The sequence below is a fragment of the Kribbella sp. NPDC050470 genome (assembly GCF_044458365.1).
Lineage (GTDB): Bacteria > Actinomycetota > Actinomycetes > Propionibacteriales > Kribbellaceae > Kribbella.
Genome location: NZ_JBITHV010000002.1, coordinates 319,514 through 334,285, shown reverse-complemented (window position 1 = coordinate 334,285; position 14,772 = coordinate 319,514). Strand labels below are relative to the sequence as shown.

At 66.4% G+C, this 14,772-nt stretch carries 17 protein-coding genes; 3 read left to right on the top strand and 14 right to left on the bottom strand.

Features of this window, described 5'->3' with window-relative positions; translation table 11 throughout:
• Positions 1-33 precede the first annotated feature (33 nt).
• From ACIBGM_RS06210 to ACIBGM_RS06195, 4 genes are all read right to left on the bottom strand, one after another.
• Positions 34-402, bottom strand: coding sequence for a hypothetical protein (locus tag ACIBGM_RS06210; RefSeq protein WP_396384659.1), 369 nt, complete (start codon positions 400-402; stop codon positions 34-36).
• 16 nt (positions 403-418) lie between these two features.
• The gene (locus tag ACIBGM_RS06205; protein WP_396384658.1) at positions 419-610 is read right to left on the bottom strand and encodes a hypothetical protein; all 192 of its coding nucleotides are present in this window, start codon (positions 608-610) and stop codon (positions 419-421) included.
• A gap of 454 nt (positions 611-1,064) precedes the next feature.
• The gene (gene ygiD, locus ACIBGM_RS06200) at positions 1,065-1,922 is read right to left on the bottom strand and encodes a 4,5-DOPA dioxygenase extradiol (protein WP_396384657.1); all 858 of its coding nucleotides are present in this window, start codon (positions 1,920-1,922) and stop codon (positions 1,065-1,067) included.
• A 140-nt stretch (positions 1,923-2,062) separates the two neighbouring features.
• Entirely contained in the window at positions 2,063-2,638 is a 576-nt protein-coding gene (locus ACIBGM_RS06195) for a TetR/AcrR family transcriptional regulator (protein ID WP_396384656.1), read from the bottom strand.
• Positions 2,639-2,734: 96 nt separating this feature from the next.
• Between ACIBGM_RS06195 and ACIBGM_RS06190 the strand changes: the two genes are divergently transcribed.
• Positions 2,735-2,863 (top strand): hypothetical protein, encoded by a 129-nt coding sequence (locus tag ACIBGM_RS06190; protein WP_396384655.1) that lies wholly within the window; start codon positions 2,735-2,737, stop codon positions 2,861-2,863.
• Positions 2,864-2,996: 133 nt separating this feature from the next.
• On the opposite strand, the gene ACIBGM_RS06185 is transcribed toward ACIBGM_RS06190, so the two are convergent.
• The 5 genes from ACIBGM_RS06185 to ACIBGM_RS06165 are packed head-to-tail and all read right to left on the bottom strand — an operon-like array spanning position 2,997 to position 7,296.
• Complete coding sequence (locus ACIBGM_RS06185) at positions 2,997-4,061, bottom strand: branched-chain amino acid ABC transporter permease (protein WP_396384654.1); 1,065 nt, start codon at positions 4,059-4,061, stop codon at positions 2,997-2,999.
• Positions 4,058-4,930 carry a branched-chain amino acid ABC transporter permease gene (locus ACIBGM_RS06180; protein WP_360538097.1) on the bottom strand — a complete coding sequence of 291 codons (873 nt, stop codon included), beginning with the start codon at positions 4,928-4,930 and terminating at the stop codon, positions 4,058-4,060. Before ACIBGM_RS06180 ends, ACIBGM_RS06185 begins: the two co-directional genes overlap by 4 nt.
• Positions 4,927-5,808, bottom strand: coding sequence for an ABC transporter substrate-binding protein (locus tag ACIBGM_RS06175; protein WP_396384653.1), 882 nt, complete (start codon positions 5,806-5,808; stop codon positions 4,927-4,929). Before ACIBGM_RS06175 ends, ACIBGM_RS06180 begins: the two co-directional genes overlap by 4 nt.
• Positions 5,809-5,831: 23 nt before the next feature.
• A complete protein-coding gene (locus ACIBGM_RS06170) occupies positions 5,832-6,533 on the bottom strand; it encodes an ABC transporter ATP-binding protein (RefSeq protein WP_360538093.1) in 702 nt (233 codons plus the stop codon).
• Positions 6,517-7,296 carry an ABC transporter ATP-binding protein gene (locus tag ACIBGM_RS06165; protein ID WP_360538091.1) on the bottom strand — a complete coding sequence of 260 codons (780 nt, stop codon included), beginning with the start codon at positions 7,294-7,296 and terminating at the stop codon, positions 6,517-6,519. Before ACIBGM_RS06165 ends, ACIBGM_RS06170 begins: the two co-directional genes overlap by 17 nt.
• Before the next feature lie 466 nt (positions 7,297-7,762).
• Between ACIBGM_RS06165 and ACIBGM_RS06160 the strand changes: the two genes are divergently transcribed.
• Positions 7,763-8,563 carry a CPBP family intramembrane glutamic endopeptidase gene (locus ACIBGM_RS06160; RefSeq protein WP_396384652.1) on the top strand — a complete coding sequence of 267 codons (801 nt, stop codon included), beginning with the start codon at positions 7,763-7,765 and terminating at the stop codon, positions 8,561-8,563.
• 64 nt (positions 8,564-8,627) lie between these two features.
• Here the strand turns inward: ACIBGM_RS06160 and ctaD are convergent, their stop codons facing one another.
• From ctaD to ACIBGM_RS06145, 3 genes are all read right to left on the bottom strand, one after another.
• Complete coding sequence (gene ctaD / locus ACIBGM_RS06155) at positions 8,628-10,304, bottom strand: cytochrome c oxidase subunit I (protein WP_396384912.1); 1,677 nt, start codon at positions 10,302-10,304, stop codon at positions 8,628-8,630.
• A 335-nt stretch (positions 10,305-10,639) separates the two neighbouring features.
• Entirely contained in the window at positions 10,640-11,299 is a 660-nt protein-coding gene (locus ACIBGM_RS06150) for a response regulator transcription factor (protein ID WP_360538087.1), read from the bottom strand.
• A gap of 2 nt (positions 11,300-11,301) precedes the next feature.
• Complete coding sequence (locus ACIBGM_RS06145; protein WP_360538085.1) at positions 11,302-12,180, bottom strand: HAMP domain-containing sensor histidine kinase; 879 nt, start codon at positions 12,178-12,180, stop codon at positions 11,302-11,304.
• 418 nt (positions 12,181-12,598) lie between these two features.
• Here ACIBGM_RS06145 and ACIBGM_RS06140 point away from each other — a divergent pair, with 418 nt between their 5' ends.
• Positions 12,599-12,913: a TraR/DksA C4-type zinc finger protein gene (locus tag ACIBGM_RS06140; RefSeq protein WP_360538083.1), complete on the top strand. Its 315-nt coding sequence runs from the start codon at positions 12,599-12,601 to the stop codon at positions 12,911-12,913.
• A 234-nt stretch (positions 12,914-13,147) separates the two neighbouring features.
• On the opposite strand, the gene ACIBGM_RS06135 is transcribed toward ACIBGM_RS06140, so the two are convergent.
• Together ACIBGM_RS06135 and ACIBGM_RS06130 are read right to left on the bottom strand one after the other, a co-directional pair.
• A complete protein-coding gene (locus ACIBGM_RS06135; RefSeq protein WP_360538081.1) occupies positions 13,148-14,092 on the bottom strand; it encodes a slipin family protein in 945 nt (314 codons plus the stop codon).
• A 51-nt stretch (positions 14,093-14,143) separates the two neighbouring features.
• Entirely contained in the window at positions 14,144-14,566 is a 423-nt protein-coding gene (locus ACIBGM_RS06130) for a TraR/DksA family transcriptional regulator (protein WP_360538079.1), read from the bottom strand.
• Positions 14,567-14,772 lie beyond the last annotated feature (206 nt).

The following is a 14,772-nucleotide window of genomic DNA, read 5'->3' as shown; positions in this document are numbered from 1 at the left end:
GCGCACCACTGCATTCATGGTTCCTCCGATGTTTCACCATCCGATCGTCGCGGCGCACGAGCTCGAGCTGCACGCCAGCAGTGACGTCTTCCGCCCTGTCCCGCTCGGCGCAGACCACTCATCCCAGAACGACCCACGGAACCAGAGCATGCCACCGCGGAGGCGGCCGCCGGGGCAGGTGGTGGCGTAGTCCTCGGCGGCTTTGACGACGGCGACGGTGAGCGCGGTGACGAGCGGCCCGGCGTTGCCGGCGCCTTCCCGGGAGAGGCTGTAGAGGGTGCCGCCGCGTCGTACCAGCTGGTGCGGGTTGAACTCCGGCCGCGGGGTCGGGCCAGGGTTGACCCAGGGCGCGACGCGGCTGGAGCCGAGGCAGGTCGCCATCTGCTGGGCGATACCGAACACGCCGCCGCGCTGCTTCTCAGGAGCGGACGGCCTCGACGGCCTCGGCCATCGCGATGGCGCCCTGGCCGCGCAGCAGCTTCTCCGGCTGGGTGTGGTCCATGTCGGGAAGCCCGGCCAGGCACCGCTGCCCTGTGGTCACGAGCTCAGGGCCGAGTCGTCGGAACTTGCTCCGTCGCTGCTTCGTGGACTGCTGCCAAACCCTGGTCATTGTCGCGAGTCGATGGGTATGGATCGGTCGGTTCTGTCGCGGGGGGGGGGGGGGGCCCCCCCCCCCCGGGGGGGGGGGGGCGGGGGGGCTGGGGGGGGGGGTGGGGGGGGGGGTGTGCGGGGGGGGGGGGGGGGGGGGGGGGGGGGGGGGGGGGGCGGCCCCCCCCCCGCCAGGGTGGAACGTGCTGTCGGTCAGCTTTGCAGTGATTTGAGCGCGCCCTTGTGCTTAGCGAGCCAGTCGGCGAAGGACTGGAGGGTTGGGTTGAGCTCGCGGACCTTTTGTGAGGTCGCGGTCGCCGGTGAACTGTTCGTGGTTCTCGGCGTAGTACTGGAACATCTCCGCGAGTGGCAGTGGCCAACGGGCTGTGGCGGCCAGTGGCTGTGGCAGGCCACTGAAGATCGTCACTCCGTAGCGGGGTCCACGAAGTGTCCGGCACCGGGACTCGCGTAAGTGGTCAGAGATTGCTGTCGATGGCCTGCAAGTCCTCGGGTAGCTCTGCGGCCGGACCTGCACCGGTGGTGGCGCTGGTGTCGCACTTGAGGCCCAAGGTGTACGCCGCCATGGAGATCGAGCCGGCCGCGTGGCCGTCGACAAGCTGCTCGAGCGGTTCGCCGTCGGCGAGTCCGGCGATGTACAGCAACGGCAGATAGTGGTCGGGGGTCGGCACTGCCCGGGCGAAGTCCGGGTGACCGTCGAGGGCAGCGACTTCGTTCGGGGAGTTCTCCAGGGTCTGTCGTGCGACGTCGTCGAATCGAAGCGCCCAGTCGTAGCCGGTCTCGGGTTGGCGGTAGTCGACCGCGCGAAGATTGTGTACGACGTTGCCGCTGCCGACGATCAGGATGCCTTCGTCTCGCAGGGGTGCGAGCTTGCGCCCGAGCTCCAGATGGTGGTCGAAGTCCTTGAATGCGTTGAGCGACAGCTGGACAACTGGTATCTGGGCATCCGGGAAGGCGTGCAGCAAGACCGACCAGGTGCCATGGTCGATGCCCCAGCTGTCGATGTCCTGGCCTACCCAAGTCGGCTTGCACACGTCGGCCACCTGCTCGGCCAGTTCCGGCGAGCCGGGCGCCGGGTACTCGATGTCGAACAGCTCCTGGGGGAAGCCGTAGAAGTCGTGGATCGTGCGCGGTCGAGGCATCGCCGTGACGGCGGTCGCGTTGGTGTACCAGTGGGCAGAGACCACCAAGATGGCACGAGGGCGCGGTACCGACTCGCCGAACGTTCGCCACGCTTCCGTGTAGCGGTTGCGCGTCAACGCGTTCATCGGGTTGCCGTGACCGAGGAACGCGGCGGGCATCCGCTGTCCGGTCACAGCCGCCTCCCTGTTCAACCTCCGACTCGTCAACACTCGACGATACGCTCATCGACACCGACGGACACAGCAGTCGTCCAGGCAGAACGATGCTCGGTCCACCAGGTGGCTTGGGCGAGTGGCAGCGGCGGGTGGCCGTGTCAGGGTGGGGTCACAGCGGGAGTCAGCAGTTCGAGGACGCGGTCCGCCCAGCCGTGTCGCGGCGATCCGAATCTGAGGACCTCGGCCAGGTAGGCACCGATCAGGAGGCCGAGCAACGTGTCGGCGTCGACGTCTGCCTCGAGTCGACCCTCCGCGACGTCGGCGTTCACCAGGTCGGTGAGCGTACCCAGCCGGGATGCGAAGCGTGCCCGGAGGGCCGAGGTGAAGTCGGGATCGCTGTTGGCGATGACAGCGGCGGTGCCGCCCGGTCCGATTCGGTTCTCCAGGATGTCGCTGATCCGGTCGAGAACCCATCGCAGCTTTTCCCTGACCGGGAGTTCGGGTGGCAGTGGAGCGGGGTCGACGAGGTGCTCCATGGTCGTGCGCATCAGTTCGTCGCGGCTGCGGTAGCGGCGGTAGATCGTCGTACGTGCCACGCCGGATCGGGCCGCGACCGAATCGATGTTGATTGCGGCTGGGCCCTTCAGACGCAGTAGCTCGAGTGCCGCTTGGATGATGCGCTGGTCGGTCGACTCGAGCCGGGGTCGGCCGCGGCCGGTGGAGCTGCGGGGCATGGGTCCAGTCCTCCGGGAGTAATCTGTCACGATTTACGCTACAAGAATTGTAGCGATAAAGCAGCCTCACCCCAAGGAGGATTCGACCGAAGGGACATGATCCTGCTGATGCTGACCGGGCTGACGATGTTCATCATCGCGCTCCGAGTCATCGCGCGGGAGCGCGAAAGCCGCGAGACGCCGACAACTGATTCCCTACCCGCTCGGCGGATGATCTACCGCTGACGGTCGCAGATTGTCAGCGGCGCGGCATGTGCTGTTGGCAGTCTCCCTCTGCAGCGTGGACGGCCGATCAAATGATCGACGCCCGCTTCGTCTCGGGCCAACCGATAGGAGGTTCGGTACTGAACTTGTGGACTCACTGCTTCGGTGCGGTGACTGGTTCGTGCTCGGCGACGGCCGGCGCCGTCGCACCGCTGAGGAGTGTGCGTGTGTCGGAGACACCGCGGCGGTTGCGCAGCAGGTGCGCGACGGATCCCCACACTCCCCGGCGGAAGAGAAGTACGACGCCGACGAAGATCAGACCGGTGATCAATCCAGGTCCGGTGACGTGCAGTGGACCGACGCTGATCCCCGAGGTAGCGACGAAGTCCTCGACTTGGACGATCAGGGCGGCGCCGATCACACTGCCCCACAGAGTTCCGATACCACCGAGAACTGTCATGATCACGACCTTGCCGGACGTCGTCCAGTACACCTCCTGGAGCGAGGCGAAGCCGTGACTGATCGCGTACAGGCCGCCGGCGATCCCTGACAATCCGGCCGAGATGACGAAGATCATCACCTTGTATCGGTCCACCGGGTACCCGAGTGACCTCGACCGCGCCGGGTTCTCACGGATCGCGACGAGGACGCGGCCGAAGGGCGAGTGCACGACCCTCCAGGCGATCGCCAGGCCGATCAGCGCGATAGGCAGCCCGGCGTAGTAGAAGTAGAACGGGTCGGACAGGTCCAGCCCGAAGAAGTTCTTCGGGATGCCCTGCAGGCCGTTCTCGCCACCGGTCGCCGAGCTCCACTGGTTCGCCAGGAAGTACACCATCTGGGCAAAGGCCAGGGTCACCATCGCGAAGTAGATACCGGTACGGCGTACGGCGAGCACCGCGATCGGCACCGCCAGCGCCATCGCGACGACCGAGCCTCCGAGTACGGCGATCGGGAAGGGCATGCCGGTCTCGATCGCGATCGTGCCCGCGGTGTACGCCGCACTGCCCCAAAACGCCGCATGTCCGAACGAGAGCAGACCGGTGAAACCGAGCAGCAGGTCGAGCGCGACGGCGAACAGCGCCCAGGCGATGATGTCCATCGCCACTGGCGGATAGATGAGCCATGGCAGCGCGAGCGCCAGCACCAGCCCGCCGAGTACTGCGGCCAGTCTCCAGAACCGGGGCATCGCGGCCAGTTTGCGGATCGTCAATACCGTCACAGGGCAGCCTCCTCACGGCCGAACAGACCGGCCGGCCGCCACAGCAGCACGATGGCCATCAGGATGAAGACCGACGTGGTCGCCAGTCCGGGGACGTACACGTTGCCGAGAGCCTGCAGCATGCCGATCAGGAATCCGGCGGCGACCGATCCGAAGATCGACCCGAGGCCTCCGATGACGACGACCGCGAACACGAGGATGATCAGGTCGGCGCCCATCAACGGGCTGACGGCCCGCATCGGAGCGGCCAGTACGCCGGACAGGGCGGCCAGAGCGATGCCGAACCCGAACACCGGTGAGATCCACCGTCCGACGTCGATGCCCATCGCCCTGGTCAGCTCGCTCCGTTCGGTCGCGGCGCGGATGATCATGCCCACGCGAGTCCGGGCCAGGAGCAACCAGGCGCCCAGCGAGACGAGCACGGAGAACACCAGCACGAAGACCTGGTACGCCGGGAAGCCGAACAGCCCGAGGTCGACGGAGCCCTGCAATCCGTCCGGCTGCGGATACGGCTGGGGCTGCGAGCCGTACTTCATCCGCAGCAGGTCCTGGAAGATCAGGGTCAGGCCGAAGGTCAGCAGGAAGTTGTACAGCGGGTCCAACGCGACCAGACGGCGTACGAGCAAGCGCTCCAGCACCATCCCAACTCCGCCGAGCACGAACGGGACCACGACCAGAGCCACCCAGAAGTTGACGCCGGCTTCGTTGAGGAGGACGAAAGCGCCGAACGCGCCGAGCATGTAGAACGCGCCATGGGCGAAGTTGACCACCCCGAGCATCCCGAAGATCACCGCGAGCCCCAGTGCCAGCAGTGCGTAGAAGCTGCCGTTGACGAGTCCGTTGAACGCGTGCTGGAGCAGGTCGGTCATCCCTGGTCCATCTTGCAGGTGCTCTCGGACACCGGCTTGAACGCCTTGTCCGCAGGAATGGTGGTCACGATCTTCTCGTAGTCGTACTCCTCCTTGACGTCGCTCTTCGGCTTCACCTCGGCCAGATAGGCGTCGTGGACGACGCGATGGTCCTCGGCCCGGATCTTGCCGTTGCGCAGGAAGAAGTCGTTGATCTCCTTGCCTTCCAGGTTCTTCACCACGTCGTTCGACGCGTCGGTGCCGGCGGCCTGCACAGCCTCCAGGTAGTTCATCGCCGCCGAGTAGTTCCCGGCGTGGGCGAACGACGGCCGGACTCCGGTCTTCTCCTTGAACTTGTCGGCCCACTCGCGGTTCTGCTGGTCGAAGTTCCAGTACCAGGCGTCGGTGAACCGGGTGCCCGCCAGTGCGTCCGGCCCGAGCGAGTGGATGTCGGTGATGAGCGCGGTCGTCGCGGCGGTGATGTTGAAGTACAGCTTCTCCTTCGCCTGGGCCTGTCCGGCGACCGCGAGCGCGGCCGACGAGGTGGGGACATCGAAGATGGCGTCGGCCTTCTGCCGGTCGTACATCTCCTGCGCCTTGGTGTTCGCCACCTCGGGCTTGTTCTGGTGGTCGGCGACCACGACCTCGATGTTCTTGCTGACCGCGTCGTCGCCGTGTTTGGCCTTGAAGTCCTCGACGGCCATCTCGATCGCCTTGACGGCGTTCGGGCCGGACAGTTCGCTGTAGATGCCGGTCTGGTCGTTGATGACGCCGAGCACGATCTTGTCGTCGCTGATCTTCCCGCCACCACCCGATGGGCCGCCCGCCCCGCCACCGCAGGCTGCCAGCAGCGAGACGACCGCAAGGGTCGAGATCGCCGGAATGAGGTTTTGTCGCATCAGGATCTCCTCCGAAGGTGGGGTCAGATACCGAGGTACTCGAGCAACTCGTGCTCTCGTTCCTTGACCTCGGTGTTGTCCAACGTCTGCACGACCCGGCCCTGGGCGAGCAGATAGTGGCGATCGGCAACGGTCGAGGCGAACCGGACGTTCTGCTCGACGAGCAACACGGTCACCCCGGATGCCTTGACATCCCGCAAGATGTCGCCGATCTGGCGCACCAGCACGGGCGACAGTCCTTCCGTCGGCTCGTCGCACAACAGCAGCCGGGCGCCCATCCGGAGTACGCGGGCGATGGCGAGCATCTGCTGCTCGCCACCCGAGAGCCTGGTTCCCGGGAACCGGCGGCGTTGCTTCAGCACCGGGAACGACTCGTACACCCGGTCCGCGGACCAGGCGCCGTCACCGACGGCCGGTGGCAGCCTCAGATTCTCCTCGACGGTCAGGCTGGCGAAGATTCCGCGGTCGTCCGGCACCAGACCCAGACCTCGACGCGCACGGTGGTGGGCCGCCAGTCCGGTGATGTCGGTGCCGTCCAGGGTCACCACCCCCGCCGTTGGCTGATGGAGCCCCATCAGGCAGCGCAGTAGCGTCGTCTTGCCGGCGCCGTTGCGGCCGACCAGCGTGACCACCTCGCCTGTCTGAACATCCAGCGACACCTCGCGCAGCACCTGCGCCTCGCCGTACGACGCGTTGATCCCCTGCACCTCAAGCAGCGGACTCACCGCCCAGGTACGCCTCGATCACCCGCGAGTCGTTGCGGACCTCGTCGTACGTCCCCTCGGTCAGGATCCGGCCGAACTGCAGGACTGTGACGCGGTCGGCGAGGCCTGCCACGACACTCATGTTGTGCTCCACGAGAACGACAGTGCGATCTGCGCGGATCCGCCTGATGAGTTCGACCGTCCGCTCGACGTCCTCCAGCCCCATACCGGCCGTCGGTTCGTCGAGGAGCAGCACGGCTGGATCGAGAGCGAGCGCGAGCGCGAGCTCGAGCGCTCGCTTCTGCCCATAGGCAAGCGTTCCGGCCGGTACGTCGCGATGCGTGATGAGACCCACCTGGTCGAGCAGATCGCCGGCGCGATCGTGGAACCTGGTCAGCACCCGATCCGACACCCAGAACCTGTGGCTCAGCTTTGTTGTGCTCAGCAACGCCAACTCCACATGCTGCTGCAGGGTCAGTTGCTCGAACAGATTGGTGATCTGGAACGAGCGGGCCACACCCAATCGCGCGATCCGTTCCGGCGACGACCCGGTGACCTCCTGCCCGCCCAATCTGATCTGGCCCCCGGTCGGCTTGAGGAACCCGGTCAGCAGGTTGAACAGCGTCGTCTTGCCGGCACCATTCGGCCCAACCAGCGCATGCACATCTCCCTCGGCGATGGCCAAGTCGACGTTGTCCACGGCAGTGAAGCCGCGGAAGGACTTACTCAACCCCGCGGTCGTGATCACCGCCCCGGCCCGTCCGCCCGCGTCACTTCGATTCATGGGGGGAACCTAGGGCCGCAACGCAGACCGTCCTATGTCCTAGCTGGCCACAGTGCGCGCCCTGTTTATGTGGCGCGCACACAGTTTCGCCCTGGTGCTGCGAATTGACAGCCTCATGGGAGCGGTTAAGTATCCTCGCACGCGCGGCGTGGCGACTTACGTCGCGGCGCCCAGGTCTCGCAGGCCACTGCCGAGGACGGGCGTAGCCGGCCGCGGCCTGAGCCGGTACCTGGCTGAGGTGCTCAGATTCGGATCGCCGCCCGAGCGGAGTTCCCTCAGGGGAATAGAAACGCTACAGATGGTGTTTCGTAAATCATCGGGCTTCAGCGTCTAGTCCCTGGGTGGACGACGCGAAGCCGTCACCGCCGCACTCTGGAAGGTAGAACCGATGAATGCTCGCGCAGTCGATCACCAGGCTGCCACGTCATCCAATGCGCTGTTGAACGTCAGCCGATACCGGCACCCCGTGGCGTTCTATGTCCTCGCCACGGCCATCCCGTGGGCTCTGTGGTTCACCACCGCCTGGCTCTCGCACCGGCCCGACACCAGCCGGCTCACCCTCGGCACCATGACCGGCCTCGCCTTGGCCGGTCTGGTCGCGCCCGTGCTCGTGGCGATCTGGTTCATCCGCAAGGACGGGCTCACCCGCGACGTCCGCACGCGTCTGGTGTCGCCGCCAGGCGCGCCGACCTGGATCTGGGGCGCGGCCCTGTTCCTGCTCCCCGTCTCCCTCCTCGTCGCCACCGCGATCTCCATCCCGTTCGGCTACGACATCTCCCAGTTCCGGCTCCGGGACAGCTTCTCGTTCACCGCGGGCCTGAGGCCGGCCTGGATAGTCCTCCTCCTGGCGCCCGTCCTGGAGGAGCTTGCCTGGAAGACCTACGGCACGGACTCGCTCGCGTCCCGGATGAACGTCCTGTGGACATCCCTGGTGTTCGGTGTCGTGTGGGTCTTGTGGCATGTGCCGCTCGGCTTCATCAAGGGCTACTACCAGGCAGAGGTCGTGGACGAGGGCTGGATCCACAGCCTCAACTACGCCGTATCGCTGATCCCGTTCCTCATCCTGATGAACTGGCTGTACTACCGCGGTGGCCGCAGCGTCCTGGTCGCGATCGTCTTCCACCTCGCCGCCAACTTCGGCAACGAGCTCTTCAATACGCATCCGGACACCAAAGTGATCCAGACCGGCGTACTGCTCGTCCTGTCCATCGTCGTGATCTGGCGCGATCGCGCACTGTTCCTGACGCCCCCGAGCCGCCGCGCCTGACGCCGCTGCCGACCAAGGAATCAGATCTGGGTGGCCTGGAGGAGCAGCGCGTCAATCGTCGACGTCATCTGTCGTGGAAGCCTTTTTGTTGCTCGAGGTGCTCTGCTCGACCCCGGTCCTCACCGGCGTCGAGCAGGTTGTCCTTCGGCGCCCGGTTGTCCGGGTACTCGGCCAGCGCGAGGTCTGCGTGGTGCAGGTCGAACGCGGGGCTCTCGGACCGGATCCGAGGCAGCCGGTCGAAGTTGTGCCGCGGCGGCGGCGAGCTGGTCGCCCACTCCAGCGAGCGGCCCCAGCCCCAGGGGTCGTCCACGCCCACCAGCGGCGCCTTGCGCGACTTCCAGACGTTGTAAAGGAACGGCAGCGTCGAGGCACCGAGGAGGAAGGCGCCGATGCTGGACACCTGATTCAGCGTGGTGAAGCCCTCGTTGGCGCCGTACGAGGCGTAGCGCCGCGGCATGCCCTCGACGCCGAGCCAGTGCTGCACCAGGAACGTGGTGTGGAAGCCGATGAACAGCAGCCAGAAGTGCAGCTTGCCGAGCCGCTCGTCGAGCATCCGGCCGGTGAACTTCGGCCACCAGAAGTAGAACCCGGCGAACATCGCGAACACCACGGTGCCGAACACGACGTAGTGGAAGTGCGCGACCACGAAATAGGTGTCTGTGACCTGATAGTCCAGGACCGGCGAGGCCAGGATGACCCCCGTCAGACCGCCGAACAGGAAGGTCGTCATAAAGCCGATCGACCAGAGCATCGGCGTCTCCAACGACACCGAACCACCCCAGATCGTGCCGATCCAGTTGAAGAACTTCACCCCGGTCGGCACCGCGATCAGGAACGACATGAACGAGAAGAACGGCAAGCTGACCGCGCCGGTGACGAACATGTGGTGCGCCCACACGGTGGCTGACAACGCCGCGATCGCGAGGGTTGCCCCGACCAGACCCATGTAGCCGAAGACCGGCTTGCGGCTGAACACCGGCAGGATCTCGGTCACGATGCCGAAGAACGGCAGCGCGATGATGTACACCTCGGGATGCCCGAAGAACCAGAACAGGTGCTGCCACAGCAATGGCCCACCGTTCGCGGCATCGAAGACGTGCGCTCCGAGCATCCGGTCTGCGGCGAGCATCAGCAGCGCGCCGGCCAGGATCGGGAAGGCGATCAGCACCAGGATCGACGTCACCAGGATGTTCCAGCAGAAGATCGGCATCCGGAACATCGTCATACCCGGCGCCCGCATGGTGATGATCGTCGTGACGAAGTTGACCGCACCCAGGATGGTGCCCAGACCGGCCATCCACAGGCCCATGATCCACAGATCACCGCCGATACCCGGCGAGCGCACGGCGTCGGACAGCGGCGCGTAACCGGTCCAGCCAAAGTCCGCTGCCCCTCCAGGGGTCAGAAACCCACTGAAGGCAATGAGCCCGCCGAACAGGAACAGCCAATAGCTGAACATGTTCAGCCGCGGGAACGCGACGTCCGGGGCGCCGATCTGGACCGGCATGATCACGTTCGCGAAGCCGACGAACAGCGGGGTCGCGAACAGCAGCAGCATGATCGTGCCGTGCATGGTGAAGAGCTGGTTGTAAACCTCCTCGTTCACGATCTGCAGGCCCGGTTCGGCGAGCTCGGCGCGGATGACCAGCGCCATCACACCGCCGATCAGGAAGAAGCCGAACGACGTGATCAGATACAGGTGCCCGATCAGCTTGTGATCGGTGCTGGTCAGCCACCGCACAACTGCCGTGCCAAGACGGCGCCGCGGAAAGGCGGATTCGGAGGGGCCGGCTCTGCCCGCCACTGACCACGGCCGGTCCTGATGGGCGCCGACATGCGTCAACTGCTCGTTCAGGGAATCGTCGCCGGTCTGGGTCGTTCCCACGGGCCGGCTCACCTCCTCGTCACAACGAATGGCGGCGGCGCGATCGCCCGTCGGCGCGGCCACACGAGCCAACGATGCCGCTCCCGTGTCAGTGCCAGGTAGGTGTTCCCCCGGCGAAGGTCACCCTCCGTTGTTGCCGGACATCGGCAAGCTGCTCAGGCCCTGGGCGACCATTCGCGGCCGGTCCGTGGTCAGGGCTCGATGAGGCCGGCCCGGATTGCGTAGCGGGCAAGCTCCAAACGGTCGCGGAGACCGAGTTTCTGGAGCATGTTCGCCCGGTGCCGCTCGACCGTCTTGATACTGATGAACAGGATCTCGGCGATCTCCTTGGAGGAATGCCCCTCGGCGACGAGCTTGAGGACCTCCTCCTCACGGGCGGTCAGGATCTGCTCCGGGATCGCCTGACCGAGCCGGACCCGGTTCAGGTAGTTGCGGATCAGCGCGTTCACCGCCCCCGGGTAGAGGAACGGCTCCCCACGCATCGCGGCATGGCAGGCCTCCACCAGATCACGGTCGGCCACGGACTTCAGCACGTAACCCGCCGCGCCGGCCCGCAGCGCCTGGAAGAAGTACTGCTCGTTGTCGTACATCGTCAGCATGAGAATCCGCAGGTCGGGATGGCGCGACGACAGTTCACGGGCGGCCTGCAGGCCGGTCATGCGCGGCATCGCGATATCGAGGATCGCCAGGTCGATCTCGGTGGTCCGGACCAGGTCCACGGCCTCCTTGCCATCGCCGGCTTCGGCGACCACCTGGAGGCCCGGTGTGCCGTCCAGGATCAGCCGGATGCCGCGTCGTACCAGGACATGATCATCGGCGAGCAGGATGCGGATCGCTTCCGGTGCGGCCATGTTCAGGCTCCGTTCCGGTCGAGCGGCACCGACAGGTTCACCTCGACACCACCTGTCGGCGAGACGCCGACCTCGAGTGTGGCGCCGACCAGCAGGGCACGCTCACGCATGCCACGGATTCCGGCTCCCTCGTGGGCCAGGCCGATGCCGCGGCCGTCGTCACGAATCCGCAGGCTCACAACGTCCGCACTGTGGCGCAGAGAGATCTCGACGCGAGCGGCCTCGGCGTGCCGGGCGACATTGGTCAGTCCCTCCTGCGCAACCCGGTAGATGACCAGTTCGGCCTGCTCGTCGAGCGCCGGCAGACCAGGCTGAAACTGATGCAGGATCGCGAGACCGGTGTGCGTGGACAGGTCGGTGACCAGCGCTGTCAACGCACTGACCAGCCCCAGATCTTCAAGCACACCGGGCCGCAGCCTGCGCGCCAGCCGCCGTACTTCGTCGAGGCTGTCGCGGGTCGTCTCCTCAGCATGGCGCAGGTCCGCACGCAGCTCGTCATCGTCCACGCGTTCTGCTGCGCGGATCAGTTCCAGCAGGACTGCGGTGAGGCTCTGGCCGACCTCGTCGTGGAGCTCCTGCGCGATCCGCCGGCGCTCCGCCTCCTGGGCGGACAGCGCTCGAGTGTTGCTCATGGCACGTTCAGCCTCCAACCGCGCGAGCATGTCGTTGAAGGCGGTGATCAACTGCGAGACACCACCCCGCCCGGCGACCGGCAGGCGCTGCCCGGGTCGTAGCAGGTCAACCGTGGCCATCCGGCGGCTCAGCCGGTCCAACGGAGCCAGCCCCACATGGAGCAGTACGGCGTTGGCGACCAACATCACGGCCAAGCCTCCCAGGAGCACCAGCGCCTCGGTGAACAGCACCGGAACAGACACTGTCACCGGGGCCCACAGCAACAAAGCTGTGGCGGCGGCAAGCACTAACGCGTTCAGCGCGAAAATGCGCCAGAACAAAGGCACCGCAGGCACCCCTTCCTTCGTCGCCGGAGATTGACTCGGCCGACGGGCAGCAGGTGGTGGGCTCGAAGGCAGTCGACGTGGCACGCAGTCCAGCTTGCCTCCTGGGTCGCCGCGGGTCGATCCGGCCTGACCCTCATCTGCCGACCGCTGCGTACAGCTCTCACCGCCCGCGAAATGGGTGTCAGGCTCGATGGTCAACGGTCGCAGCATCGCCGATGGTGGTGACAGAACCAAGTCACGAGCCTCAAGACGGGCGACGCAGGCAGCCGGCGTACGCGGGTGGACCTCCAGGGCGTACGCCGGCCTCCCGTTGCCGTCCCCTTGAAAGGATCCGATGTAGATGACCACCGACACGGGCCGCACCCAGCAACTCACCAAGCACGAAGCACGCCAGCGGCTGGCGCACGAGCGCAACTCCCGCCTCACCCAACTCAGGGCGATCGAGGAGTCCGCGCCGCACCCGGACAGCGGCCTGCAGGACGCCCAGACCGCCGCGATCCGGCGCGTGCTCGAAGAGATCGACGCTGCCGGAAGCCGGCTGGCGGACGGCTCCTACGGCACCTGCGTAGACTGCCAATCCGCCATTCCCGTCGAACGCCTCGAGATCCTGCCCTACGTACGCTTCTGCGTCGCCTGCCAGCAACGCGCCAGTTGACCACTCCACACCCTTCCAACGCAGGTGCTCGCGGATCGAATCCTGGACGAACGACCGGTGGCGCCGTTCTGCCGCCGAGCCGGCCTTCTGCAGGGCGGAAAAGCTGGCCCGCCAGGCCAGGCACAACGCGTCGTCGCCCAGTGCAGCCGCGCCGCACCTCACGGCCTACCGGATCTCGAGCACCTGTCGTTACGCCGGCATCGCAGGCCACGCAACGCCAGGCCGACGATGCCCTCAGGGTTGCCACGCCGGGTCGGCACAACCTGTGGGTAGTCCGCCCCACTGTGGTTGTGCCAACCCGGCGGTCTCCGGCGTTCCAGCCAACGCCGATCCCGATGCTCTGGTCGTCAGGGCCGGTACGGCGTCGTCGGCCGCCGGCTCGGTGTTCTCCGGCACGCGGGCGCCACTCGACTTGGCGGCCTCGGGAGGAGTCGACCGTTCGAGGAAGCGGAGTAGTTCGACCGGGAACGGGAGCACCAGCGTCGAGTTCTTCTCGGCTGCGACCTCGACGACCGTCTGCAGCAGCCGCAACTGCAGCGCCGCCGGATGGTTCGACATCACCTCGGCCGCCTGCCCCAGCTTCTCCGACGCCTGCAACTCGCCGTCCGCGGTGATGATGCGGGCACGACGCTCGCGCTCCGCCTCGGCCTGACGCGACATCGACCGCTTCATCGCCTCCGGCAGTGCGACGTCCTTGATCTCCACGCGCTCGATGTGGACACCCCAGTCCACGGCAGGGCTGTCGATCATCAGCTCCATGCCCTCGTTGAGGCGCTCCCGGTTGGAGAGCAGATCATCGAGCTCGCTCTTGCCGATGATCGATCGCAGCGAGGTCTGCGCGACCTGACCGACCGCGGACATGTAGTCCTGGACATCGACGCCCGCGCGCACCGGATCGATCACCTTGAAGTACACGACGGCATCCACCCGGACCGTGACGTTGTCGCGAGTGATGCCGTCCTGCGCGGGGACCGGCATCGTGATGATCTGCATGTTGACCTTCTGCAGCCGGTCCACGATCGGCACCAGGAGCACCAAGCCGGGCCGGCGGACCGTCGGAAGGACCCGGCCGAACCGGTACACCACTCCCCGCTCGAACTGCCTGACCACCCGCATACTCGCCGCGATTCCGATCACGCCGACGACCAAGGCGACAAGCACCACATCCAGGACAATCATTTCTGCTCCGTAGGGAAGGACTCAACAGGTCGTCTGCCGCCAGGCGTCGGCTCACCAGTTCGCCGGCGGATCGCTGGCCGGGAACGAATCTGCGCCCCAGATGTCCACGATGTCCGGCCGTTGTGATTCCTTGGCGTACTGACATGTCAGGCAAAGGCCGGCCATCGGGATAGCCTGCAGCCGGTCGACGGGGATTGCGCGACGACAACATTGACACACGCCGAACGAGCCGATCGTGAGGCGGAAGAGAGCGGCGTCGATCTCGGCCAGAACGGCTCTGGCGCCGGTCATCAGCGCGGCGGTCACCTCGGCCTGGCCGTCGTCGGCGACGCCTGCCGCTTCAAACGACAGGTCGGTGAGCTGGTCGAGACGAAATCGACGCTGCAACTCGAGCTCGCTGCGAAACCACTGCAGGTCGAGGGCAGCTCGGCCACGTGGTCTGCTGGGCGGCGCGGCCTCATCCAGATGACTCATCGAAACCTCCTCTGCACGACAGATCACTCAGCCGCGGACACCTGCGGCCGGCTTCCGATTCGCACAAAGCCACCATCGCGCCGGGCGCGCGGACACGGTACGGGTCCGGTCGGCGAAGGTCGGATGCCGTGGTTGCCGGGTATCGGCAACCTCGCGGCGAACCCTGGCTTCTGTCGTGCTACGACATATTTTGGGACTGAGCGTTG

Coding starts and splice junctions, on each gene's coding strand:
- ACIBGM_RS06205 (WP_396384658.1), bottom strand. CDS start 610: ATGACCAGGGTTTGGCAGCAGTCCACGAAGCAGCGACGGAGCAAGTTC.
- ACIBGM_RS06195 (WP_396384656.1), bottom strand. CDS start 2,638: ATGCCCCGCAGCTCCACCGGCCGCGGCCGACCCCGGCTCGAGTCGACC.
- ACIBGM_RS06190 (WP_396384655.1), top strand. CDS start 2,735: ATGATCCTGCTGATGCTGACCGGGCTGACGATGTTCATCATCGCGCTC.
- ACIBGM_RS06180 (WP_360538097.1), bottom strand. CDS start 4,930: ATGACCGACCTGCTCCAGCACGCGTTCAACGGACTCGTCAACGGCAGC.
- ACIBGM_RS06175 (WP_396384653.1), bottom strand. CDS start 5,808: ATGCGACAAAACCTCATTCCGGCGATCTCGACCCTTGCGGTCGTCTCG.
- ACIBGM_RS06165 (WP_360538091.1), bottom strand. CDS start 7,296: ATGAATCGAAGTGACGCGGGCGGACGGGCCGGGGCGGTGATCACGACC.
- ACIBGM_RS06150 (WP_360538087.1), bottom strand. CDS start 11,299: ATGGCCGCACCGGAAGCGATCCGCATCCTGCTCGCCGATGATCATGTC.
- ACIBGM_RS06140 (WP_360538083.1), top strand. CDS start 12,599: ATGACCACCGACACGGGCCGCACCCAGCAACTCACCAAGCACGAAGCA.
- ACIBGM_RS06135 (WP_360538081.1), bottom strand. CDS start 14,092: ATGATTGTCCTGGATGTGGTGCTTGTCGCCTTGGTCGTCGGCGTGATC.
- ACIBGM_RS06130 (WP_360538079.1), bottom strand. CDS start 14,566: ATGAGTCATCTGGATGAGGCCGCGCCGCCCAGCAGACCACGTGGCCGA.